General features: G+C 40.1%; 24 protein-coding genes. 17 read left to right on the top strand and 7 right to left on the bottom strand.

All coding sequences use genetic code 11. From position 1 onward, the window contains the following. Positions 1–32: 32 nt before the first annotated feature. From DSBG_RS15120 to accB, 3 genes are all read left to right on the top strand, one after another. The gene (locus tag DSBG_RS15120) at positions 33–848 is read left to right on the top strand and encodes a phosphotransferase family protein (protein ID WP_068965132.1); all 816 of its coding nucleotides are present in this window, start codon (positions 33–35) and stop codon (positions 846–848) included. A gap of 66 nt (positions 849–914) precedes the next feature. Next, positions 915–2,474 (top strand): condensation domain-containing protein, encoded by a 1,560-nt coding sequence (locus DSBG_RS15115; protein WP_068965131.1) that lies wholly within the window; start codon positions 915–917, stop codon positions 2,472–2,474. A gap of 4 nt (positions 2,475–2,478) precedes the next feature. Beyond that, a complete protein-coding gene (gene accB, locus DSBG_RS15110; RefSeq protein ID WP_083236901.1) occupies positions 2,479–2,910 on the top strand; it encodes an acetyl-CoA carboxylase biotin carboxyl carrier protein in 432 nt (143 codons plus the stop codon). A 256-nt stretch (positions 2,911–3,166) separates the two neighbouring features. Here accB and DSBG_RS15105 read toward each other — a convergent pair whose 3' ends face one another. The 3 genes from DSBG_RS15105 to DSBG_RS15095 are packed head-to-tail and all read right to left on the bottom strand — an operon-like array spanning position 3,167 to position 5,208. After that, positions 3,167–3,925 carry an SDR family NAD(P)-dependent oxidoreductase gene (locus tag DSBG_RS15105; protein ID WP_068965129.1) on the bottom strand — a complete coding sequence of 253 codons (759 nt, stop codon included), beginning with the start codon at positions 3,923–3,925 and terminating at the stop codon, positions 3,167–3,169. Positions 3,926–3,932: 7 nt separating this feature from the next. Beyond that, positions 3,933–4,979 carry a 3-oxoacyl-ACP synthase III family protein gene (locus tag DSBG_RS15100; RefSeq protein ID WP_068965151.1) on the bottom strand — a complete coding sequence of 349 codons (1,047 nt, stop codon included), beginning with the start codon at positions 4,977–4,979 and terminating at the stop codon, positions 3,933–3,935. A gap of 10 nt (positions 4,980–4,989) precedes the next feature. Then, on the bottom strand, positions 4,990–5,208 hold the full coding sequence (locus DSBG_RS15095) for a phosphopantetheine-binding protein (RefSeq protein ID WP_068965128.1): 219 nt from the start codon (positions 5,206–5,208) through the stop codon (positions 4,990–4,992). A 162-nt stretch (positions 5,209–5,370) separates the two neighbouring features. Here DSBG_RS15095 and DSBG_RS15090 point away from each other — a divergent pair, with 162 nt between their 5' ends. After that, the gene (locus DSBG_RS15090) at positions 5,371–5,589 is read left to right on the top strand and encodes a YheC/YheD family protein (protein ID WP_068965127.1); all 219 of its coding nucleotides are present in this window, start codon (positions 5,371–5,373) and stop codon (positions 5,587–5,589) included. Between the two features lie 351 nt (positions 5,590–5,940). Here the strand turns inward: DSBG_RS15090 and DSBG_RS15085 are convergent, their stop codons facing one another. Continuing rightward, positions 5,941–7,380 (bottom strand): hypothetical protein, encoded by a 1,440-nt coding sequence (locus tag DSBG_RS15085; protein ID WP_141694335.1) that lies wholly within the window; start codon positions 7,378–7,380, stop codon positions 5,941–5,943. Between the two features lie 488 nt (positions 7,381–7,868). Between DSBG_RS15085 and DSBG_RS15080 the strand changes: the two genes are divergently transcribed. From DSBG_RS15080 to DSBG_RS15065, 4 genes are all read left to right on the top strand, one after another. Further along, on the top strand, positions 7,869–8,123 hold the full coding sequence (locus tag DSBG_RS15080; protein WP_207647236.1) for a group II intron maturase-specific domain-containing protein: 255 nt from the start codon (positions 7,869–7,871) through the stop codon (positions 8,121–8,123). Between the two features lie 211 nt (positions 8,124–8,334). Beyond that, entirely contained in the window at positions 8,335–8,718 is a 384-nt protein-coding gene (locus DSBG_RS15075) for a hypothetical protein (protein ID WP_068965124.1), read from the top strand. A 202-nt stretch (positions 8,719–8,920) separates the two neighbouring features. After that, entirely contained in the window at positions 8,921–10,012 is a 1,092-nt protein-coding gene (locus tag DSBG_RS15070) for a GerAB/ArcD/ProY family transporter (protein WP_068965123.1), read from the top strand. Positions 10,013–10,493: 481 nt separating this feature from the next. Beyond that, positions 10,494–11,327, top strand: coding sequence for a sulfite exporter TauE/SafE family protein (locus DSBG_RS15065; RefSeq protein ID WP_068965122.1), 834 nt, complete (start codon positions 10,494–10,496; stop codon positions 11,325–11,327). Positions 11,328–11,586: 259 nt separating this feature from the next. Here DSBG_RS15065 and DSBG_RS15060 read toward each other — a convergent pair whose 3' ends face one another. Together DSBG_RS15060 and DSBG_RS15055 are read right to left on the bottom strand one after the other, a co-directional pair. Further along, on the bottom strand, positions 11,587–12,189 hold the full coding sequence (locus tag DSBG_RS15060; protein ID WP_068965121.1) for a class I SAM-dependent methyltransferase: 603 nt from the start codon (positions 12,187–12,189) through the stop codon (positions 11,587–11,589). A gap of 227 nt (positions 12,190–12,416) precedes the next feature. Beyond that, the gene (locus DSBG_RS15055; protein WP_068965120.1) at positions 12,417–12,890 is read right to left on the bottom strand and encodes a NapC/NirT family cytochrome c; all 474 of its coding nucleotides are present in this window, start codon (positions 12,888–12,890) and stop codon (positions 12,417–12,419) included. Positions 12,891–13,558: 668 nt separating this feature from the next. Here DSBG_RS15055 and DSBG_RS15045 point away from each other — a divergent pair. From DSBG_RS15045 to DSBG_RS15010, 9 genes are all read left to right on the top strand, one after another. Then, positions 13,559–14,530 carry a hypothetical protein gene (locus DSBG_RS15045; RefSeq protein WP_141694334.1) on the top strand — a complete coding sequence of 324 codons (972 nt, stop codon included), beginning with the start codon at positions 13,559–13,561 and terminating at the stop codon, positions 14,528–14,530. 650 nt (positions 14,531–15,180) lie between these two features. Further along, positions 15,181–15,495 (top strand): hypothetical protein, encoded by a 315-nt coding sequence (locus DSBG_RS15040; RefSeq protein WP_068965117.1) that lies wholly within the window; start codon positions 15,181–15,183, stop codon positions 15,493–15,495. Positions 15,496–16,232: 737 nt separating this feature from the next. Beyond that, positions 16,233–19,082 (top strand): cbb3-type cytochrome c oxidase subunit I, encoded by a 2,850-nt coding sequence (locus DSBG_RS15035; protein ID WP_068965116.1) that lies wholly within the window; start codon positions 16,233–16,235, stop codon positions 19,080–19,082. A gap of 5 nt (positions 19,083–19,087) precedes the next feature. Beyond that, a complete protein-coding gene (locus DSBG_RS21940) occupies positions 19,088–19,258 on the top strand; it encodes a cbb3-type cytochrome oxidase assembly protein (protein WP_083236899.1) in 171 nt (56 codons plus the stop codon). Next, positions 19,251–19,523, top strand: a complete 273-nt coding sequence (locus tag DSBG_RS15030) for a hypothetical protein (RefSeq protein ID WP_068965115.1) — start codon at positions 19,251–19,253, stop codon at positions 19,521–19,523. The genes DSBG_RS21940 and DSBG_RS15030 overlap by 8 nt, the downstream gene beginning before the upstream one ends. A 42-nt stretch (positions 19,524–19,565) precedes the next feature. Next, the gene (locus DSBG_RS15025) at positions 19,566–20,363 is read left to right on the top strand and encodes a hypothetical protein (protein ID WP_068965114.1); all 798 of its coding nucleotides are present in this window, start codon (positions 19,566–19,568) and stop codon (positions 20,361–20,363) included. Positions 20,364–20,914: 551 nt separating this feature from the next. Further along, positions 20,915–21,406 (top strand): DUF3888 domain-containing protein, encoded by a 492-nt coding sequence (locus DSBG_RS15020; RefSeq protein ID WP_068965113.1) that lies wholly within the window; start codon positions 20,915–20,917, stop codon positions 21,404–21,406. 240 nt (positions 21,407–21,646) lie between these two features. Further along, entirely contained in the window at positions 21,647–22,117 is a 471-nt protein-coding gene (locus DSBG_RS15015) for a DUF4829 domain-containing protein (RefSeq protein ID WP_068965112.1), read from the top strand. Between the two features lie 341 nt (positions 22,118–22,458). Then, positions 22,459–23,007, top strand: a complete 549-nt coding sequence (locus DSBG_RS15010; RefSeq protein ID WP_068965111.1) for a nuclease-related domain-containing protein — start codon at positions 22,459–22,461, stop codon at positions 23,005–23,007. Positions 23,008–23,193: 186 nt separating this feature from the next. Here DSBG_RS15010 and DSBG_RS15005 read toward each other — a convergent pair whose 3' ends face one another. Continuing rightward, positions 23,194–23,781 carry a carboxymuconolactone decarboxylase family protein gene (locus tag DSBG_RS15005; protein ID WP_242877657.1) on the bottom strand — a complete coding sequence of 196 codons (588 nt, stop codon included), beginning with the start codon at positions 23,779–23,781 and terminating at the stop codon, positions 23,194–23,196. Positions 23,782–23,972 lie beyond the last annotated feature (191 nt).

Below are 23,972 nucleotides of genomic sequence, written 5' to 3'. Positions count from 1 at the left end.
CAGTCTAATATATCATTTTGAAAGGAAGATTTATGGAAAAGGGAGAGTTGCTGGGTAAAGGAATGACAGCCGATGTATATATATGGGGACAGGATAAAGTATTAAAGCTTTACAAAGAAGGCTATGGTGAGGAATGGATAATGCGGGAGGCTGCAATCGGACGGAAGATACATGAAGCTGAAGTGCCTTCTCCTGCTGTTTTCGATATGATAGAGATTGGCGGCTGTAAAGGGATAATACTTCAAAGGATATTCGGCAAATCAATGTGGGCTATGCTTGTAAAGGAGCCCTGGCGGTTTTACAGCTTTGTACAGCAATTGGCCGGCTTTCAACACAAAATTCATAAATTCTCCCATGAAGGCTTACCATCTCAAAAGGAAAAATTCTCGCAGGCAATTATACTTTCTTCAGGAATACTGGGAGACAAGGCGAAAAAAATTATTGACTTTGTAGATAAATTGCCAGAAGGGGACAGCATTTGCCATGGAGATTTACATCTGGGCAATATAATTGTCTCCAATGATAAGCTTGTTGCTTTAGATTGGAGCGGTGCGTACAGTGGAGACCCGTTAGGGGATGTTGCCAGGACATGTCTCTTAATCAATACGCCGGCAATACCACCCGGAATTCCCGATATTGTGGGTACCGTGTCCGCTTTCTCTAAATGGATGACATGCTGGCTTTACCTGATTGAGTATATAGGAGCTTCAAAGGCTAACCTGGAAAATCTCGATGCATGGATGCTTCCGGTGGCGGCTGCCAGGCTGAGGGCCAGGATACCGGGAGAAGAAAAATGGCTAATGGGGATTATCAATAAGCGTTTAGAACAGCTAAAACTAGTGCCATAACTTATTCAAATCCTATATTTTGAGGCGCTAATCAGCTTTTATATATTTCGAAAGAGAGTGAAAAATTTGGAGATCAAAATCAAATTCGGAGATACTGAAATAAACTTATCTCATGGAGAAAAAAAGAAGAAACTCGCAATAGGAGAAAACCCTTTTGAAGCCATGCTCCCTTTATTCGATTTGGACCATTACTATAAATTCTACGAGAATATGCCCCATTATATGGTGAGCTATTATAAAGATCTGGGCAAGGCCTTTGAGAAGTACCTGGATATCAGCAAGCCCGGAACAGGGAAGATACCGGACAGTCCGGATGTCCTGCCGGCAAACGGACATGACATCTATAATTATATTGCCCGTTATGGAATCGCAAATTTTCAGATCCAGGTTATAATGAAGCTGGATGGCAGAATAGACTTCGACAAGCTGTCAAGAGCAGTAAGATTATCCGTTGATGCTGAGCCGGTTCTGGGCTGCCGGTTTGTTGAGCATGACCCTCCATATTGGAAACGGCTGGAGGATATTGATAAAATAGAGTTCTGCTCTATGGAGGAGACCACCAACGCGGAAGAAGCTGTCCAACTGTTTTTGGAAAGCCCTTTGGATATGGATAATGATCCCAAGATAAAAGTAAAGCTGATCCGGTCGGATGAATGTGATATCGTGGGAATAAAAGCTAACCACGCCTGCTGTGATGCAACGGGACTCAAGGAGTATGTCCAGCTGATTTCAGATATATATTCCAGGCTTGACGGCTCCGAGGAGGCATTTGTACCAATACCGTCAAAAAGAGGAAGAGGAGACCAGGACAGACTGTTTAAAAGCCTTGGGATAACGGAGCCGGACTCTTTGTGGATTCCAGGGTCGGATATGCTGCTGCCAACATGGGCATTTCCATGGAAGCAGGGCACATCCAGCACTACCCGCATGGTTGTCTGCAGAATTTCGCCAGACCAGGCGGAGGCCATAAGCAGCTATGCAAAATCCAGGGGAGCCACTTATAACGACTTGATTCTTGCAGCATATTACAGAGCCATGCTTAAAATGGGGCAACCGATGTACGGCGTACCTATGGGGATAGGTGTCACTGTCGATTTACGGCGATATTTGTCTGATAGTAAGACAGAAGCCTTACGCAATTTCTCCGGCTCGGTGGGTACCTGGCTTTCCATGGTGGAAAATGAGTCTTTTGGTGAGACTCTGTCCAGGGTCGTCTATATGATGAATGAAATAAAAAGGGGCTATCCCGGCTTACAAAGCGCTATCGGCCTGGAACGCCTAGAAAGGGTCAGCTTTAAGGAAGCTCTCGCCTATTACCAGGCTACATCAAGGATTGGTAAAAATAGAGCAAAACGTCCTGTCTACTATGGCGACAGATGTATACCCACACTATCCAACATTGGAATCCTATCAAAGCAATTAATAAAAATGGGTGATGTAAACGTTTCCGATTATTATATTATTCCTCCGGTTGTCAGTGCGCCTGGACTGCTGCTGATGGCCAACACCTATAACGGTATAATGACACTGGCTGCAGGTTTTTATGAAAATACGGTTCTTTCCTATGATGTGGAAAGGCTACTGAACAATATAAAACACGAAATCCTGGAAGGCTGCAAGCAATAGGACGATGGAGGATTCGGAAATGAACTTAAAGGAAATCCAGGAATTAATAAAAATGCTTGACGCTACTGAAATCACCGAGCTTACCCTCGCGATCGAAGGTTTCCGGATCAACATCAAGAAAGCCAGTGCTTGTGCAACAGTCGTTACCATGGAAGCAAAGCCTGCGGAAAAAGGGTCTACTGCTGCTGACCCTGAGCTTATTCCGGTAGTCGCTCCAATAGTCGGAACCTTTCGCCGGGCCCAGGCAGCTGATGATCTACCGTATGTGGAAATCGGCGCAACTGTCCGGGTTGGCCAGCCAGTATGCATTGTGGAAACATTGAAAGTGATGAACGAGATCGAAGCTGAGGTTGCCGGCAAGATCGTGGAAATTCTGGTTGAAAGCGGGCAAGCGGTAGAGTACGGCCAAACCCTGTTCCTGATCGAAAAGCAGTAGTAAGGTTCACAGAACATGTTCACGAGGATTTTGATTGCTGCATTTTACCGGCGCGGCGAGGTATACACGAATTTCATACAGCGCCGGATTTGAGGTGAATAGTGACCATGAGAAGGGAGTATCGTAAACTACATTTGAAGTAGCGAGGTACACTCTTTTTTCTTAAATGCCAAAGAAAAAAAGGGTCGTTGCAATCGAACTTCAAAGTTTGTTGTGCAACGGCCCCTTCAAACATTTCTGTTCGGCAGCTTCAGGCTTAATGAGCCAGATATCCCCCATCAACTATCATTGATGTCCCTGTTATGAATCTTGATGCATCACTTAATAAAAATGCGGCTGCATAGGCGACATCTTCCGGTTCTCCGATACCCATTATCTGCCTTTTCTTCTGGTCTTCTTCGAAATTATTGTTATTGGCAATTTTTTTAAGTCCGTCATATATCTGGGTCTTAATCATGCCTGGTGCAATGGAGTTTATTCTTATCCCCTTTGGAGCAAGCTCCAGTGCCATTGACTTAATGGCGCTGTCCAAAGCCCCCTTGCTTGCGCAATAGGCAGTCAAGCCTCTTGCCCCAACCTTGCTTGAAATAGACGATATGGCTACTATGCTTCCCCCGTTATCATTGTTCTTCCGCCTAGAAAATTGTTTTGCAAGCTCGATAAAGGAATAAAAGTTAACAGACATGATATTGCGCAAATCTTCCAGTTTCAAGTACTGCAAAGGCACAGCCTTTCCTATGCCGGCTGAATGTACAAGGCCGCTAAGCTTTAAACCTCCGCTGCTTACATTGTCTATCATGTTCCCGATTCCAGCAGGATCGCTCAGATCGAACAAAAAGTAGGAGTGATTGCCGGGCTCCAGTTCCATGAGGACTGCCTTGAGCCTTTCTTCATTCCTTGCCACCAAAATGACATTGGCACCCATTTTACTCAGGAATAAAGCGATGCTTTTTCCGATACCGGAAGAGGCACCGGTTACCATAATGTTTTTGCCTTTTAAATCCATTGGATTCATTATTGACTCAGCCTCCGGTAAAGTAGTCGTTGGTGTATATCATTGGCAGGCAGACGGATCTGTCCATTTCGAGATAAATCCCGCCCCAGGATAATCCTACGCCGAAGCCGCACAGCAAGAGTTTAATAGGCTCTTTTGACTCCTCATTTCCCAAAGCGTCCACCAGTGTCAGTGGTATTGATTCTCCGCTTGTATTTCCGTACCTATCGATTGACACAGCTACTTTTCCCATGGGTATACCCAGTTTCTTTGACAGATGCTTCAAAATGAAAAGGTTAGCCTGGTGGAATATGTACATATCCACCTCGTCCTTGTCAATGTTGTATTGGGACATGAAGCTTTTAAGGGTCCGTGGGATATCAGTGATGCTGAAAGTAAAAATTTCTGAACCTTTCATGGCCAATGCATATTCCGAGCCTTCCAGATTTGTTTTACTCCTGCTCCTGGCATGTCCTGCAGGGACCATAATATGCTTGAAACCACTGCCCTTGGTTTTCAAGAAGTACTTCAGGCTTTTCCCTTCGGTTCTTTCCAAAGCTGTTGCTGAACCTCCATCACCGAATATCATGGCAGTTGCACTGTCGTTTTGATTTATTCCAAAGTTGCTGGTGTCTCCAACAAGCAGAAGTACCCTATTTATGCCTTGTGTATTAATCATTGTCGCGGCAAGCCATATTCCGTAAACATAGGCTGAGCATCCGAGATTGACGTCAAAAGCGATACAGTCTTCGGAAAGTCCCAGCCTATGCTGAAGAACACAGGCTGTTGCCGGTGTTGCATAATCCGGTGTTTGTGTAATTAGTATCAATCCATCAATGGATGAAGGCTCCCAGCCCAATTTTTCAAGCAGTCTTTTTGCCGGTGCATAACATAAATCAGAGGCGCATTGCTCATTCAAAGCAACATGTCTTTTTTTTACGCCGGTCATATTAATAAACTTCTGGACACTTTCTTCGCCAAATACGTTATTGTATTCCTCGCTTTTTTTCACATTGTCGGGTACTGCACCTGCAATGCCCTTAATTTCCACATTATTTAATATCCCTACTGCCAAAAAAGCCACCTCAATCCATTTTATCCAAGATGTCATTTACGGTTATAAAACCCTCTAAGTCATCGGACGTGATAATTTTGCCGAAGTCGCTGTCAAACATTGCGATGACGGTTATACCGGCCAAGGAATCCCATTCGCTGAGATCTTTCAGCTCTGTGTCCTCACTGAGAGTATCCTTTCCGATGTCCAGCAGTTCTTCCAGAAGGTTTAATTTCTCTTTCTTTGTCATATAACTGCTCCCTTTTTGTCAATTTGAAAATCGGTTGGTTGTATAAGATGTTGAAACATAATTTATCGTATGATGATTTGGGAAGAAATGTGAATTGTTTTGCAAGATTATTGGAATGGAGGAAAGATAATGATTTGAAACGTAACAACTTATGATGAGGCTATGAAAGATCTAACTGAAAGTGAGCGGGAAATTGCCTCTTCACTTTTGGATTTAGCTCTTAAAATTACACAAATGATTGAGGAGCAATTTGGCCTTTTTGCAGAATTAGGATTTGACCTGTGTGTTGACCTTAATGGTAATATCTCGCTGCTTGAGGTTAATGGCAAACCACTTAAAGTAAGTATAGAGAAACTTAGAGATAAAACTATACCATTGTAGCTTATGAACGCCCTCTAGAATATGCAATGTATTTGGCGGGGCTTTCTTCTATAAAGGAAAAAGCAGGATACTCAAGAAATGTCGTAGCCAAATGATTATTAACTATGATTGTGGGGAATGTTTTGTATTCAATGTTAAGAAACTACGCAAAAAGGGCCAAATCGAAAGGCAATATAGAGGGTAACCGGATTCGATTACGGTAAGAGCTTTTAATTATTTTAAGTCAAGATAAGGTATTTCTAGAAGCATAGGATGCGCTGCTTGATAGTTTTGATGAGGTTTAATCTAGGATGCTAAGGTGAATAAAAGCCACACAATGTGGCTTTTGACGTTACTCTTTTTGAAAATAATTTAAAAAAATCTGTGATAATGCTCTTTTGGTAGAAATTTAAGGATTGCAGGCACATTTTGACTGATAATATCGTACTTGTCACATATAATTTCCCTAATTAACCCAAGGCTTTTGTAATGGTCCTTACCGCACGATCTTCTATCATCATCGTCAATTTCGCGTGTTCTCCAGACTTCACAACCCTGGAATGGGTTAGCCGTTCCAAGGTATAGCTTTTCATGGCCGTCTACATAGAGTATTCTTCCGCCATAATTATTCGGATTGTTAAGCCCATTCAGGAAAATTGAACTGAAATGAACGCCGTCCTCAGAGATATACAAATCAAATCCTATTGGATATTTAATAGCTCTTAATATTCCTACAACACTCTCATATATTTCTATTAATAAGTTTGTTACGGTTTTACCTATTAGTTGCTCTAATGCAAGTTTGTTTGCCAGAAGAGTATTAAGAATCACTTCCATATTGATGGAATCATCAAAAGTACTGATAAGCAGTTGGTCATGATATTCCTGTATCTGCCAAGCATACACATTAAATGGATTATTAAATCCAGAACCAAGGCCGGATACGCCTTTTTGTACACCTCCTGATGATGCAGTCAGGGGTAAAAATGAGTTCCCGCCTACGATTAATATCCATTCGTCATTCTTACTTATTCTTATGATGTCGCAGCCCATTGGCATAAACCAAGCTAACGGCAATTCCTTTGTACCGCTTACATAAAGATGGTTTTTAAATACACCAAAGCTTAGAGTGTACTTATTTGCAGGATCTCCAAAACCTTTATCAACAATAAGTGTCCAGTCATTCAGTTTTGGTTCTGGTCCATTAGTTCTCCAAACTTGAGCCCCACCTGAATCACCTATGCCAACGTATATCTTGTTGTTAAATACAGCCATATTACTTATAGCACCTGTTGGGTTTTTAGCAGGGTCAAAGCCAGTTGCGGTTACGTCTATAAGACTTTCCCATGAGTAAAATTCTGGATCCTTACTACTATATAGCAGAGGAGTTGGAGTTTGGCTTAATTCATCTATGGTAGAAACATATACTTTGCCTTTCTGTATTACCATTGCTCTTGATGAGGTTCCCTGCAAAACGTTGTCAGGCAAGATAAACCAATTTACACCGTTAGTGGTTTTTAATATTTGCACTTTGCTCCCGAAAGTCGCTGCAAAAAGGCAAGGGCTTCCTCCAAAAGGTTCATGCTTAATCATAAATCTGAAACCTGTAATGCCAGAGTCCTTAGGTGCTTTATAAACTATTTGCCATGGCTGATACCCATCCTTTTTGAATCTCCAAATTTCAGCCCGATTGTCTATCGGGTCTGGCTCAATTAGAACAGGAAGTTTAGTCATCGGCTCAATGGATTTAATTATATTTATCAGTATATTTCTGCCGGTACCAACATAGATAAAATCTCCTAGGTCACTCATGGACCATGCGTAGTTATTTTGCCTTGCATTGTTAAGGTTACTCAAATTTAATCCATTCACCCGAGTTAAATTATGAAAATGTGGCATTTTGGGTCCCCCGTGTTTACAAATATTGTCATAATAAAGTATGAAAGCTGAGGGACATTGTTTACTGACTGTGCATGGGAGGAAAAGTTGCTTCACTACTTTGGCATAGAACCAGTCTCATTCAGAAACAACTAACAGATTGTTAATCCTTGCAGGAAATTAGGTATATTTGTTGAATATTTACATTTGGTTAGGAAATGCGGAAATTTATATGTAGCAGCCTCTTCTGGAATTTGAAAATATTAACTAATATTTATGTAGGTACACAATGGTGTTGGGGGCGAATACAATTATTAATAAGTGGTTGAGTGAAACTAAAGGACAGAACATTCATATAAATTTCGATTATTGATATTAGTGAAAAAACTAAGATTACTGATAATATAACCGATTATTTAGCGTTGTCTTTATTAAGTCACTTTAGGGATATAGAGCATCTGAAGAGAATGCTCAAAAGTGAACCAAGAAGTAAGCTTAAACATGGAGGAGCAACAACGGCAAAGGACATAGTGAAACAAGTTAATGCCACGCTAGCCGGATGGGTGAACTACTTTCGGGTCGGGAATTATAGTCGCGCCTTCAGTGAAGTGCGTGACTATACAGAGATGAAAATTCGAACCCTGCTGACGAGAAGAAAACGGAGTCAGAAGCGTTGAGGCATTTCGATGAAAGTGTCTACCACTCAATAGGTCTCATAACCCTTATGATGAAGTTTACTGGGTGAGCTGCTTGAGGGAAAACCTCACGAGCAGTTCTTATGGGGAGGGGTTGGAAACGGGTCGGAATCCGATACCGCGCCAGTCCTTTACCCGACAACCTTTTTCAAATGCACGAAATCAGTACTTAAGAACAAAAGGAGTTTTTTGCATGGATTACTCTCTATGGTTAATAATATATATTCCAGTCATAATTATATTTGTCTTTATTGCATTATATCCTTTTTATTTGCGTGACTATAAATCGGAAAAGTACAAAGGGATGTGGAAATTGATAGGTGATTTATTTAGAAATAGGTACGGAACAGTTTTTGTTTTAAATATATTTGTGTCTGAATCTGTTAGGTCTGGGTTTCAAGTATTTACAGGTAATTCGCTTATAGGATTTGCGGCAATGATAACATATTTGTTATTATTTAGCCTAATTATAATGTGGTATCCGTTTTATTTAAAATACAAAAATCCAAAAAAATACAAAGGTTTCTGGAAAATAGTAGGCGAATGGCTTGGAGAACCCAGAGATGCTTTCCAGTAACAAGAAAAAAATAAAAAATTTTTTAAATCCATCGGATTAAGGATATCCCATAATGGTTATAACCAAATTAATATCGTCACGAGAATAATGTACTCTACTAGGCTAAATTGCTGGAAGACCTGCGGATAATAGACTCGTTGTCGGGCAAATTAAGTGAGAGAAAGATGTTGAGGAACAATCACAGGAAAGGGTAAGAGTAACTATGGAAAGAATATCGACGCATCAATTCCTGACCTTAGGGGCAGCCGTACTCATGGGTGTAACATTTCTCCCCTTAGCATCGAATGTTACCCTAGCCTCTGGACGGGATGGTTGGATGGTCGTCTTACCGGGATTTGCTGTTGGAGTTCCTTATGGGTTAATGGTACTTTCACTTTCAGCTCAGTATCCTCGCAAAAATTTATTACAGATTTCAGAAACACTCTTTGGAAGATGGATAGGGAAAATTATAGGGTGCATTTACATTTTAATCGTAGGGTACTTTGGTGGATTGTTACTGGCCCAATTGGGGAACGGCTTCCAGCGATCGATTATGCCATTAATGCCCCTCTGGGTGTTCTATGTAGGAGGACTTCTGCTCGTTCTATACCTGGCAAGCTCTGGAATTGAAGTGCTTGCACGCTTTTCTGAAGTACTTTTCCCCGTGATTTTAATCGCATTGGTTTTGAATGTTGCTCTCGCCATACCTCGGATTGAACAAGGAGAACTATTGCCTATTTTGAGTGAGGGATTGAAACCTCTTTTCCCCGGTGTGCTCACAGTAATGCCATTTTCAATGTCATACTGCTTAATCTCAGCAGGAATTGTTGCTTTTTTACCCACCGGCGAGCAAGAGTTTGCCCAATTGAAAACAGGGGTTTGGCGAGCTGTTTTTTTAGTGGGGATAGTAGATACATTGGTTGCCTTAATCCAAATTCTAGTTTTTGGACCTGCAGAAACCATTCGTTTGAGCTACGGTTTACTTGTATTAGGAAAGATAGTGGAAATAAGCCGGACGGTTTCGGGGATAGAATCCTTATTTATGGGTGTTTGGCTCGGAGCTTGGGTAATTAAAATTAGTGGCTTTTTTTTCGCAACTGTTTGGGGTATAGAAACCGTCTTTAACTTGAAGGGAATGAAATGGAAACTCGCAGTTGGCACCGTATTTTTGGGAGTTTCCTTTGGGCTTTTAAAAGGACATATTTTAATTGTGGAAATTGGGTTCGTTGAACGTTATGTGATTTTGCCCTTTACGTCTGTTTGGATACTAACCCTTTGGATAGTCTCGCGCAAGAAGAGAACTGGTGCTAAATGAAACAGGATTTCACCGGAGTGTCTTAATATATGCATGAATGGCACTTCCTTATATCACAATATTTCCTACTCTTACTCTGGAATTTATTCACTTTGGCTATCTGCTTTATGGATAGTTCAAGTTTCGCCAGTATTTAATGAATTGTTTCGGATTTGGTTGCATGTATCAATCTGTTAATATCCGGAGAAATTATGACTAGCTTACTGTATTTATCTCAACCACCGACATTGGAAGGATACGATGGCAATGAAAACCATTTTCCACACCTTCTACTTTGGGTAGAAAATAGGGATATTCAGTTGTCATTATACTCAATACTTCGGTTTGTTACTGGATTTTTAGTGAGGTACATAAATTCGAAGTCTGATACACTTTCGATTTCCCTTCTGGTGTGAACTTGTTTATCTTAAAAGAGTCTGCCTGCATCGTTCCCCCTAATAATGCTGCGCAGAATGATAACACGATAAAACGAGGGATTATATTGGTATCAATAAGCGTTTTTGTTTTCCTAGGTGTGATTGTAGGTTCTTTCGGCACACTAATTGGTGCGGGCGGCGGTTTTTTGCTGACACCGATATTGCTCATCTATTACCCCACAATGTCGGCTCAGACAATTACGGCAATCTCAATGACAACGGTATTTTTTAATTCTTCCTCTGGCTCATTTGCCTATGCGCGCATGAAACGGATAGATTATAAAACGGGGATAATATTTGCTTTAGCGACGTTACCCTGCTCAATAATTGGCACTATTCTCACGACAATGATGCCGAGAGAGATGTTCGATACGATTTTCGGTGCATCAATGCTCATCTTTGCTTCCTTTATTATTCTAAAGAGCCGAATGGGCAACAACTTTGCTCCTATTGACAAAAAAGGCAACTTTCGTGCCATTAGACGGCTTATAGATGGTGAGGGAAATGAGGCGGCATTCTCCTTCAATATGCTCGCTGGAGTACTAATAAGTTTGATGGTAGGCTTCTTATCGGGTTTGCTCGGCATCGGGGGCGGTATTGTTCATGTACCAGCGCTTGTGTTTTTAGGCTTTCCTGCTCATTTTGCTACTGCGACTTCCCATTTTGTGTTGGTCTTTTCGTCGCTGACGAGTTTATTGGTTCACTTGACAGCTAGTTCACTCGTAAAAATGGAGACAATTTCGCTGAGTATCGCTATAGGATCGATTATAGGAGCGCAGATAGGCGCACGTATCTCGAAACGCATCAAGGGATCGGTGATTATGCTCTCTCTTGCGGCGGCTTTGGTCTTTGCTGGAGGACGTATTTTATATAAGGGTCTTGTCGGACTCTGGTTTTAGTTGAAGATTGTGCAGCTAGGGCAGGAAAATCAGATTTAATTATTTATCATATAAAATACTTATCCTCTGTTTTATTGTTAAATAGTAGTGTCCTTATGGAGATTGATTGAGTTTCTTAGGTCTATCTTGGCCCAAACTGATTTAATAGTGATCCCCCTTTCTTTCTTTAAGAACGCCAAATGTTCCCAGCTGTTTGAGCTACTTGTGGAAAAGATACTACAGTTCCTTTCCAACCGTCAAGGGGGATTAACCAAGTCTTTTACAAAGAATTCCTTTTCTGCATTAGACAAACCCAGGCTCTAGGAGGGTTCGGGCGGTCTGATTCGAAATGACTTGAAACGAGCGAAAGAATTTCGAAGTAGGGTTCCACTGAGTTAATAATATCTCTGGCAGTACGCTGGGGTGGACCTGGGTGATCGCGTTGTTCATCAGCGTTGCCAACAATACTCAACCATAGGCCGTCTTTCTCTAAATGAGCTGATACATTTTCAACAAAGATTTTTCGTTCTTGATCCGAATTAAACACATGAAAACAACCTCTATCAAACACAAAGCTAAATGGTGCGCCTTCAATTTTGTTTTTAAGAAAGTTAATCTCAATAAAGGTACAATTGACATTGGCTTTTGAAGCTTTCTCTAAAGCTTTCTGTATTGCAATCTCCGAAGAATCGATACCGATAACATCAAAGTTTTCTTGGGCAAGCCATATGGAGTTATTGCCAGTTCCACATCCGATTTCCAATACATAACAAGGTTTTATGTCCATCGTTGTTACAGTATGAATAAGGTTGAAATCAGGTTTACCATTATCCCAAGGAGTATTTCCTGTTTTATATCTTTCCTTAAATTGGTCTTCGATCATCTTGTTTTTGCCCCCTTCTGAAATATTAATTGCTTTTAAGTGATGCACTTCAGTTTAGCCCAGTCCACAATGTATCTTCAATATAGCTAATCCATTACTCACACTGATACAACGGAAAATCAAACACGGAGTCATACTTTGCAAATTCACCCTCTTTAAGCCTGCATTTGCTGTTTTATGAGGTTAGGATGTTATCTAACAATTATAAAGATTATAATATCGTCATCTTAGGATGACAAGGCTTCAAATGCTGCATCAATGCCAAGACCATTTTTATGCCCTGTATCCCTATGGCAATTGTTACACCCTTGACCATTCTTAATAATCTTAGCATGGTTATCGGGCATAAGTGGTGCTTTGGTTTCAGGTTTAAACACCCCTAGGTGACAGTTGATGCAATTGGAATCGTAATAGACAGATTTCGTTAGAAAAGAATAATCCCCTCTGATATGAATTCCTACATCTCGTATGCCACGTATAGTTGTATCAAACCTATGAAAAGGCCCTCTGGTTTCATGACAAGCCATACAGTTGATATCTTTATGTGGGGATTTTCTCCATGAGGTCGTATAGGGTTCTGACTCATGGCATTTACTACATGCCGACGGATCAGCGTACCATGCATATGTAAATCGGTAAGGTATATACACCACTAAGAGAAATAGTCCAACAATAATTAACGTTTTATATCGGAATTTCATTATTTTATTTTCCTTCCTTGTTTTTCATTGTTAATTATTAACCAAAAACGAAATAATTATTTTACATAAGCTCTATTAAAAGGAAAAACTCATATTCTCTTAAACTTATTGGTTAACTGATTAAAACTGAGGTCCATCGGCCTCAGTTTTATGTTGCATAATTAATTTCTGAACTTCCGGACACCTCGATACCCAATCATCACGCACCAATTGCGTCTTGCTAAGTTCAAGAAGAACATGAAATAGCCGCATTGATAAAGCCTAGCCAGCAATTAAGTACTGAGTCTTGGTGTGGGGTCACTGGATGGGTGGCACTTCTACCCGGAGAGCGTTGGGGGTAAATTAACGGAGCATTTTTGGACGCTCTTTTTGCGTTCTTATTGCAGGAAATAGAGGATAATTGTAGAATTAGTACTACATGTTGAGATGCCCAATGAAACCGCCACGCCGGGAGCGTTTGGAGGATGGGTAGGGTACCAGGGATGAGATGGACCAAAGAAGTCTTAGGCCTTGGGGAGAAATGTGCAATGACAAATCAACCATAGGCCGACTTTTTCTAAATAAGCTGACATTCTCAGCGAAATTATACAAACCTTGCGCCTTGTGGTGTCTGGGTTGGCAATTGGAATGCAAAACGGAGGAATTTAAATTGAAAGCTTATGTATTTAATGCATAGAATAGTCTTACACATAAAGCAAATTCCCACAAAAGTTTATTCCTTGCTGGCTGTTGTGTTATTGGTAATCGCTATGTATACAGCAGCGGTAATCCTGCCACAAAAAGAAATCATTTTTCCCGAACTCGCTGCTTTAGCCGTAGGTACTTGGGTACTTGGTAACCATCGCTGGCTGCATCAGCCCTTGCTTATATGCATATCGCCGACACTGGCGGCAGTAACGGGAATAATCATTGTGCATTTTCTTTCCCAGTATCAGGTGTTTGCTATCTTGCTAGCCTTTGTTGTCGTGTCCATAGAATTATCGATTATGCGCTCCCACGTTACGCCCTCCATATCGGCAGCGATTTTGCCTATTTTTCTGAGAATTGACAGTTTATATTATCCTCTTGCAGTCGGAGTTCTGACGGTCATCGTTGCTTTTCCGCAGAACTGGTCATTATTAACCGGTAAGGAAAAACTACACGTTTCCCAAATACTGCCGATAGATAAAGATCTTCTTGCATATAATAGGAATTTTCTTAAATGGTTGAGTATTTACGCAGGAGTAATCTTGATTACTTTATTTGCTTTTTTTATTCACTGGCAATTTATTGTTGCCCCGCCCCTGATTGTCGCCTTCGTAGAAATAATACAGCACAGGGAAGGGATATCCGTTCAGCGGTTCAGGTTATTATGGTTAATAGGATGCTCCGCTGTATGGGGAACATTTAGTATGCAGGTGCTTTATAATATGGCGCATCTCTCTACGGTGATCGTTGCGGCATTTTCTGTCATTGGGGTGCTGCTCTTGTTTCGATTTCTGAAAATTTCATTCCCCCCGGCCATGGCAATAGCTTTACTGCCCACAATTATACCGGGTGAATACCTTAAACTATATTCATTGCAGGTATGTACGGGTGCATTTTTGTTTGTTGTTTTGAGTTGGTTTTATACTGAGGTCACCCAGTGGCTTACTGGATAGTGTGTTGGGGGATTGGATTTTCGGAACTAAATATTCTATGCAAGATAAATTGGCTCAGCAGTATAACTCCGCTGAGCATTATTCATGCCCAAACATGGGCAATTCGTCACAATCTAATAGAATTACTGCAAAAGTTTTTTCCAATATCTCTAAGCCGCGTTCCATTATGATCATGGAGGCTGTTCCTCTCTATATTTTCGTCGAGTGAATGCCTATGACTCCCTAGATAGCATTTGGCTACCTTGAAATTAGCGAAACCGAGTTTGAGGGTGCAAAATTTCAGAAATAATTAAGGCTATCAACTTTTCAGGTGATAGCCTTAATTATTTCTGAAGATTTCCCCTAAAGCGATAAGCATCAAAATTGCAACAGCTATAATACCAACGCCGACCCCTACACCATGTCCGTCCTACGAGAAACAAGAAATGCAACATCATTTCGGAATGACCGAACGCGAGCCTGTGCCAGCTCCAATTCCTGCCCCAATTCCAGCACACGTAGAATATGGTCCAAGCAACTCGGCGCTTTGAATGGTGTAAAAGTGGTGACCATTGCTATTCAACCTTAGAATAGTGGGTATAATAACCGCAAAGGTCACGATTGTTAAATCCTTATAATAAATTGCTACAGAAAGAAAAGGGGGCGTAACATTGTATACTCTTGATGCGCAACAACAGAACAAAGTACTGGATTCTTTTCAGCGGGTTGTGGACAAGCGAGATTCCAGTCTAATCTGTGAGGATTTGTATAATCATTTAAACCTTAACTGTAATTTCATTTCCCATTTGAGTTTGCAAGGATTTAGAGAATATTATTACGGTGATAACTTCCAGGAATTTTTCGAACAATTTGATCGACGTTCTCCGCATAGTCAGTGGCGAGAAGCACCGGGAATCAGCCGAAAATTCGAAGATTTAAACGAGGCACTGATTGATTATGCCAGTTCCCAAGACCTGATTTTATAAATGAAATTTAAATAATCTCACCTCGCTCCATTGAGACCACGAAAGTAGTATTCTAGGTACACTCGCGAATTTGATTTGTGTTGGTTTATAGGGGTATATGAAAAGAGCGCATGTAAAGAAATAGGCTCAAAGGTATAATGCCGCTGGGCCTTTTTGACTTTGCTATTTACTACGAGGAACTGCTTATTGTTAAATACTGGCTAAAATGATAATACCTTATATTAATTGTGATGATACATATTCGTTATAGACGTGATGATAGTCTATGCTTGTAATAGATAATAGTAGGACTGAATGGCTATGGTTGATAGGTGTTCGCCTAAATGCTACGTTTTCGAACAATAAATGATAAAATGGGTAGGTTGTAAGAAAATTTGCTTAAATATTGCTACAAAACTGTGCTAATATTAACATGTCGCAAAAAGTCTCCCCCCTCACACTGATCAGAGAACAGGAAAATTATAGGCACAGATCAGGGCTTTGAGAAATTTCCTATGACACCAGGTCTTTTTAAATGACAATTTTCGTGCAAATATGAATAAAATTATTTATTAATAAATGAAAAGTGTCATAATAATGGCATTTTTTTGTGTTACATTATAATCAATGTGCGAGCGGTCGCAAGTAATAAAGAATGGTGGTGAGGTGAGCACCTTGGCGAACTGAAACTATTTTATTCATGCGTAACCTTTATTTAAGGGGAACTAAATCTGAAATTAATTTTGTGGAGGTTAAAGATGACGGAGATTAAAGAAGATATTATCGGTGAGAAATTATCAGATAATTATCCTCAATCAGAAAGATATCAGAAGTTTGAAGACCGGATAATTGACCACAAAGAAGGGGACCGGTCCGTAAAATTATGGTTTCTTTTTTCTGTCCTATGGTTTGCTTTTTTTACGACGTTTGGGTTTGTTCTTGCAATTAAATTCTTTTTCCCCACGTTTCTGGGAGATGCCTCTTGGCTCACCTTTGGGGTTATCAGACCGGCTCACGTTAATGGAGTGCTCTTTGGTTTTGTAAGTTCTGGGCTACTGGGTGCAATGTTTTATATAGTACCACGACTAACTGCTGTGAAACTTTACAAACCCCGTCTTGCCTATTTAACGCCTATTCTTTGGAATGCAAGTGTACTTATAGGGGTCATATTGATCCTCCTGGGTGGTTCTCAGGGTCGAGAATATGCTGAACTGCCCTGGGCTATTGATGTAGCTGTAGAATTTACACTGATTCTTATGGCGATTGTTGTAATAGGGACAATTGTCCACCGAACTGAGAAAAAGCTTTATGTCAGTGCTTGGTATTACGCTGGAACGATGATCTGGTTTCCCATTGTTTATTTCATCGGGAATGTAATGTGGCATCCTGCAACAGGAGCCTTAAATGGTATTCAGGATGCGATGTTTAACTGGTATTATGGACATAATGTATTGGGTCTCTGGTTTACCACTCTGGGGATACCTGCTGTTTATTATGCGATTCCCAGAATAATCAAACGACCGCTGTACAGCCATTTACTATCGTTAATCAGCTTTTTTAGTATAGCATTTTTCTATACGGGCGTAGGGGCTCATCATCTATTGCAGGCACCTATTCCTGAATGGGCAAAAACGATTGCTGTTGTCATGACGATCTTAATGCTGGTTCCGGTGCTTGCTTTTGCTACTAATATTATTCTTACGATGAGAGGTTCTTGGAAAAAGGTTATTAACAACCCAGTCCTTTTGTTTATTATATTTGGTTTCATAAATTACGTCCTTACTTCAATTCAAGGATCAATGCAAGGGGTTCCGTTTCTCAATGATTACCTTCATTTCTCACAATGGACTGTGGGGCACGCCCATCTAGCTCTTTTAGGCGGATTTGGCTTCCTTGCTGCCGGACTGGCGTTATGGATAGTGCCTGAGGTATTAGAATCACAGATCTATAGTCGTACTTTAATGAACGTCAGTTGGTGGACAGTTTTTACTGGATTTTTCTTTTTCTTCTGGGCAATGTTAGTTACGGGCATAGTAGCTAATGCCAATTGGTGGGTCCATATTAACGTCGTCGAAACACTTCCTGCTCTTCGGATACCCTATATAATTAGAGCTATCGCAGGAGGAGTAGTGGTAGTCGGTGCTTATATGGTGGCTATTAACGTGGTTATGACGTTTATTAAACGGAGCGCTCCTCTCCCGTCTGAGAGTAATAATTATGTTCGACCTCAAGCGATAACTACCTTACCACACTCTCAATTTAGTAAGAAAAGTCAACGGACTATGAACCTACCGATTATTTTTTTCGGCGGAATGGGAGGCTTTGTGATTATGACCTTTATGGTTGTGGGCATGCCCTCTATGTTTACACCTGCAGCTCCGAGTAATGGCCCGGTTGCCCATGTATTGACCCCTGAACAGCAACTAGGCGAGAAAGTTTATAAAGCTAATGGTTGTTTCTACTGTCACAGTCAGTTTACAAGGGAGTTTGACTGGGCCATGGGGGAAGCCTCTCAACCTGGTGATTTCTATTATTCCAATCCAAACTTATTAGGTACTGAAAGGACAGGACCTAATCTGGCAAAGATAGGAGGGAAACGACCTACTGTCTGGCTGTCAGATCATTATATAGATCCTAGAGCTGTTTCGCCGAGCTCTATAATGCCGTCCTTTGCGTTTTTATCAGATCAAGAGCGGAATGGCCTGGTCAGCTATATACAAACGCTGGGGGGGGAAGACCTAGAACTCAATTCATCTCAACCCTTGGTACCGCTTGAATATCGTAGCCAGGAAAATCCGTATAGACCTTTGATGCTGAGGATTGTGAAAAGCTTTGATTCGAACACAGAGGAGTATACCGGGTCTGAAGCCGACGCGAAACAATGGCAGGCGTTAGTCGATGAGGGGAAAACCTTATATACTCAAAAGTGTGTGTCCTGTCATGGTGGTGCAGGAAACGGCCAAGGACCTTACGGTCGAGAAACTGTGGCACATCCTGCCAATCTTCATGAGCGAATTTCAAACTTCCCTGCTTCTAGTGATGCCTATCAAAATTGGCGGGTTCATGAAGGAGTTCCGGGTACAGCCATGCCGCCGTGGGGATGGTCCCTCAGTGATGACGCTATCTGGAAGATAAATACCTATGAAATGAGTTTTGTCAACGGTTCCTTACGAACGTTTTCGGGAGTCGCTTCTGATAATGAAGGAGATAAATTTAACGATCAGACCAATATTAAGCCATCAATTGCAGGCACAAAAGAACAATTTGCTCAAGGGGAAAAGCTCTTTAATATGTACTGCGCGGCCTGTCACGGAAATGATGGGAAAGGTAATGGGCCGGCATCCATCCGTTCTGATGGTGGCTATATAATGCCTGTTCCCGCCAATTTCACAGAAAGTGGTAATGACTTTACAAATTATGGTCGTTATGTCTGGAAGGTGAAAGAAGGCGTAGAAACAACAAATATGCCCCCCTGGAAGGCAGCACTGAGCGACGATGAAATTTCAGAGGTTATCTTCTATATCCAGGGATTCTCGACTCAAGACAATTATAATAATAAATGGGCACATCTCTATACTGATGAATTTGCCCAAAATTTAAAGAGGTAAACATTATGAATGAAGCAGCGATAGGTATAACAATTACAAGTGTTGGTGTGTTAATGGTTTTCATGGGATTTTTATTTTGGGGTATAAGAACCGGTCAGTTTAAAGATGTTGAGGAAGCTAAATATCGGATGCTCGAAGATGTAAACACTGTAAGCGAGGTGAAAACAGATGCCTGAATTAGTCGGCTTTTTTAGGGAGTCCCTTTGGATTGTCATAGCCAGCGTTATTTTATCGGTTCTGTTCCTTTGGCTCTTCATCATTGGAGGCCGTAAGTACAGTGTCGAAGACACAGAAGCCCACTCTGAGGAATTTGGCGGTCTCATCAAAGAGGGTCACGGCGGAATGACAGAATTTCTGTGGATTAGTTTTGGGCTCTTGTTTATTTGGACCATCTATTATTTTGCCGTTAACTGGCATCAGTTCTTAGTGATCTTTGCTTAAAGGAATAAACCAATAAAATTATGAAGAGGGTAAGTGATAACAATGGATGAAAATAAACCGAAGAAATTAATAAGAAGGTTAAGTTTGATTTTCTTCTTATTATTAAATGCTCTCGTTTTAACCGCCTGCAGTCAAGCGACTTCTAAACCTGAAATAACGATCAAGACGCAGGAAGCAGGCCTAGCTGCTGGCGATGTAACGATTTCAGCAGATGTCGCCAATTTTGAACTCGTCGACCAAGAAGGAGAACAAAATAATCCTGGTAAAGGACATATTATTTATTATATGGATGTGCCGGTACCAAAGTATTATGAGCATACGGCGATCAGCAAACCGGGTACATATGGCATAGCAAGTAATACCTCTTATACTTGGAAAGGTGTAACTCCCGGTGAGCATACATTTTCGGTTCAGCTCGTTAATAACAACGACAGCCCATTGCCTGCACCGGCTATCAACAGTAAAACAGTAAATGTGGGTCCTCCGGCAGGAAAACCTGACATCCTGATAGTGACTCCAGCAGAGGGCGCTCAGCTTGGACCCGGAACTATTGCCTTATCAGTAAAGATAAACAACTTTGTAATAAGTAAGGACGATATGGGAGTTGTTAATCGAAAAGGCGAAGGACATTTGATTTACTACCTCGATGAGAATCCTCCTGTCGATCCTGGAGTGCCAGCCTTAACTGACAGATCATTTGTTTCAACTGATCTGAATCGTTTATGGAAAGATGTTAGTGAAGGGAAGCATACCTTTTCTGTTCAATTGGTAAACAATGACGATACTCCTCTTGATGTTCCAGTGGTTGTAACTATGCCGATAGATTTGCAGGCACAGTGATGAGCGAATCCGTTCTATCATCTGCTCAAACTATTAATAGTTTTGTATAGTTCGTTCGCGAGATTGCCCAAATTAGTGAACAGCAAGCTAAAGCATTTAGTCCCAATTAAATCATTTTCTGAAATAAGCTTAATATTGGTGCGCTAGCAGTGTCAGTCCACATCCACCAAAATTCAATGAATAAACCAGTGGTTTCAATTTATGCCGGATGTAACGAAATGATGCACATGGGTGTTATATTTTAATTGTGATTTTTTCCACAGTTAATATTGCTAAGTTATTGGATAAGGAATTAGCATGGAAGAGAGATAGTTGAAGAGCGGGATGAGGTTGGGGGAGATAGAACAATAACACCTGAAGTTTTGCACCCCCTCTGAACCCCGTTTCTCAATTTCTAGTTATACTGAATGCCATTATTTCTCTTTGAATATAAGCGATTAACTGACATTTTTACGCAATAGCTAAGCGCTATCCCTCACCATTCCAAAAGCTGGAGGAGGGTAAGCGGTATATTATATTTAACTGGAATCATAACTGCGAGGTGTCTATTATTGAAAAAAATACTATTAATAGTTACTTTGTGTTGGTTATTAATTGGAATTATTTTAGGCTGTAGCATTAAGTCAAATACTCAAGTTACTGACACTAAAAATAATTCTATTAATTCTTCGGAAAATAATTCCCCGAGCAAAGTTTCAAGTGATGAAATATATCAAGATGGTATAATTGCCCTTCTAAATCCTTATATTCAAAAGGCATTAGATAATTATTATAATCAATATTTAAATACTTCACCAAACTATTCATTTGACTTAATTAAGATACTAGATATAACAAGACCAAATGGTTACCATACATTTCCGATAACAATTAGATTTGAAGTACAACCATTTGTTGGTCCCCACGACATTATCGGTATTGATCAGGTTACTATGAAAGTTGGTCCGGACCAAGGGGATGTAAAGGTAGACAAATTTGAACATATTAAAGATTTTTATAATAATTTACCTTCAAACTTGAAGGGTATTATAAAATCGCACTAAACATAACAAAATATTCGATTAATTACGGTAGTGCATAAAATTCCGGCCACAACATTCCCAATGCCCAATCACCCCACCGGTTGCGCCTTGCCAAGTTCAGGAAGTCGCCTTGATAAGCCTAGCCAACCTGTCAAGTACTAGTACTGAATCGATTTTCCCCGCTTCCTAAGGAAGGACCCTTTTGAAGGTCGGGTTGGTATTGTATAAGTAATCAAACTAGCTTAGAGATGAGGGGCTGTCTTGAAAAGAACTTTAATAATCCTTGGACTTATAAGTCTAATTATTTTTACTTTAATGAGATGTGACATCGAAAGCGTTCCTATTAACACTAATAATTCATCACAACCAAAACAAGTAATAGAAAACTGTTTTAAATTCTACAATGAGAAAAATAGGCAGGGGTTGTTATCCACATTAACTAGGTGGCATGACCGATCTAACGTAGTTTTTGGTTTTGAGAATCTAATATTTATAAAGCTTGGAAGTATTGGAAATGACGATATGAACATGACTAATTCTTATTTAATATATGGTCGTGGGAAAGTTAACGGAGTTAAAGAGAAAAATGTTGTGTCGTACAAAGTTACTTATGTATCTCTATATAGCAAAGATACTCCACCATGGTCAAGTGGAATTAAAAATGAATATTTTACTTTGATTAAAGAAAGTGATGATGCACCGTGGTTAATAGATGATATTGGTCAAGGTTAAGGAAACCATCAAAAGTAAAAATCAACTTAGCAGGGCATTTAATTTTCTGCTAGAATATTAAGTTTTTTCAACTATTCGATGTAATAGAGCTAAAACATTTATTTTTAGTCGCATCCCCAGTATCCCATGACCTCGCCATTTGCGACTTGCTAAGCACAAGAAAGTTTGAGATAGCCGCCTTGATAGAGCCTAGATAGCAGTTAAGTACTGTATACTGAGTCTTTTCTTACCAGAGCGATTTGGGTGTTTTTGTGTTTTTTAAGTATGTAAATTTACCTATTAAATTTGCCAAAAAGATAATGCTAATTCGTAAGAGGTAAAGATAAGGGGAGGAAATACAATTGACTGAAGCAATTTTGGATCTATGGTATTTTTGGCTATTTGTCCCAGTTGTTTTAATTTATCTATTATATAGGGTTAAAGTAAAAGATAATATAGATGAAAAAACGATTTCAGTCTTGTTAAGAGAATTAGATTCTACAAAATACAAAGTAATTGATAATCAAATATTGAGAATTGATGGGACGATACCTCGAATAGGGAAGGTATTCCAAATTGATCATATTGTAATTTCAAACTACGGAGTATTTATAGTTGAGACAAATAATTATAAACGTTGGGCTTTGGGAGATGATTTTGTGCATACTCAGGCTCTAAGGCAAAGCTTAGCAGAATATCAACTGATAAACATAATACCTATTATTGTATTTCCTGATAATGTTGCTATAAAAGAAAAAACAAACACAAAAGTCGTACACTCAGTTAATTTGCTTAAAACGATTAAAGAATACACGGTAGAAACCATTACCAATCAAGAGAAACATTCAATATATTCAAAGTTAGTAAATCTGAATACGGAAATGTTTGTTAATGGTCGGCTTATTAAGTAATATTTGAGTGGCAAGAATCATTATAATGACTTTCGGTGCGATTTGGGCGTTTGTTATATTGCTTTTCTTGACCATTAAAATAAAACAACCTAGCTGACTTATCCCGCACACTTCATCGAGCTTGAATTACCTCCCGGGAGCGTTGGGGGTGGGTTGTAAAATTAGCAAAACTCGTTAAGGAAGTATTTAGGAGGATGCTATATCAGAACTAAATGATTTAAGATTACATTTATCCGAAAAGCCTGCTGGAGGAACCCCCAGGCCTTGGAGCAATCTCGCCCAATAATTGACTTGTGCCACTGTAGCAGCAAGTATTACGATCTCCCGTTCAGAGAAGTTCTTTTTCAATTCTTGAACGAGAGTGGAAGGAATAGAGATTGGGCTTTTGGATATACAACTCGCATATTCCATTGCGATTTTTTCCCGGATAGAAAAAGTTTGAACCTCATTGATATCTATAAGCCTTTGGATGCTTGACATCTCTACCTCAGTTATTCCAACCTTTTCAAATTCGAAAGTGTTCATGTCAACACAGAACGGGCATGAAACAGCAAATGAAGATTGTATTCGGACTAATTTTAGGATGCGCTTGTCCAAGTCTTTTTTACCATTTGCCACAAGTGACTCAAGAATTCCAGAACTTATTGCAGTTTTTGGATACCACGCAAGAAGTTTAGGAGGGAGAAGGTCTTTACCCGTAACACGTTTTGAGATCCAAATCCCTATTTTTAAGTAAAATGGTATCTTTGCTGGCGGAGCAATAAAGGCCTTCAAACTATTCAACCCCATTTCGAACGTTTAGCTTTTCCTTATTATAATAGCAAATTTGACTGGGGTCATTAGATTAGTGATAAAATTTGACTTCTCCACTCCATTGATCTAGCTTGATAAAACGTACCCACCGGAGCGATTTGGGCGTTTCGGGTTTATTAGTTGTAAAATTTGCTAATTAAACAGGAATATTC

This window comes from Desulfosporosinus cupriresistens, assembly GCF_001707885.1.
GTDB lineage: Bacteria > Bacillota > Desulfitobacteriia > Desulfitobacteriales > Desulfitobacteriaceae > Desulfosporosinus.
Note: the sequence above shows the minus strand (reverse complement) of the source record. Positions and strands in the feature narration are given on the sequence as shown.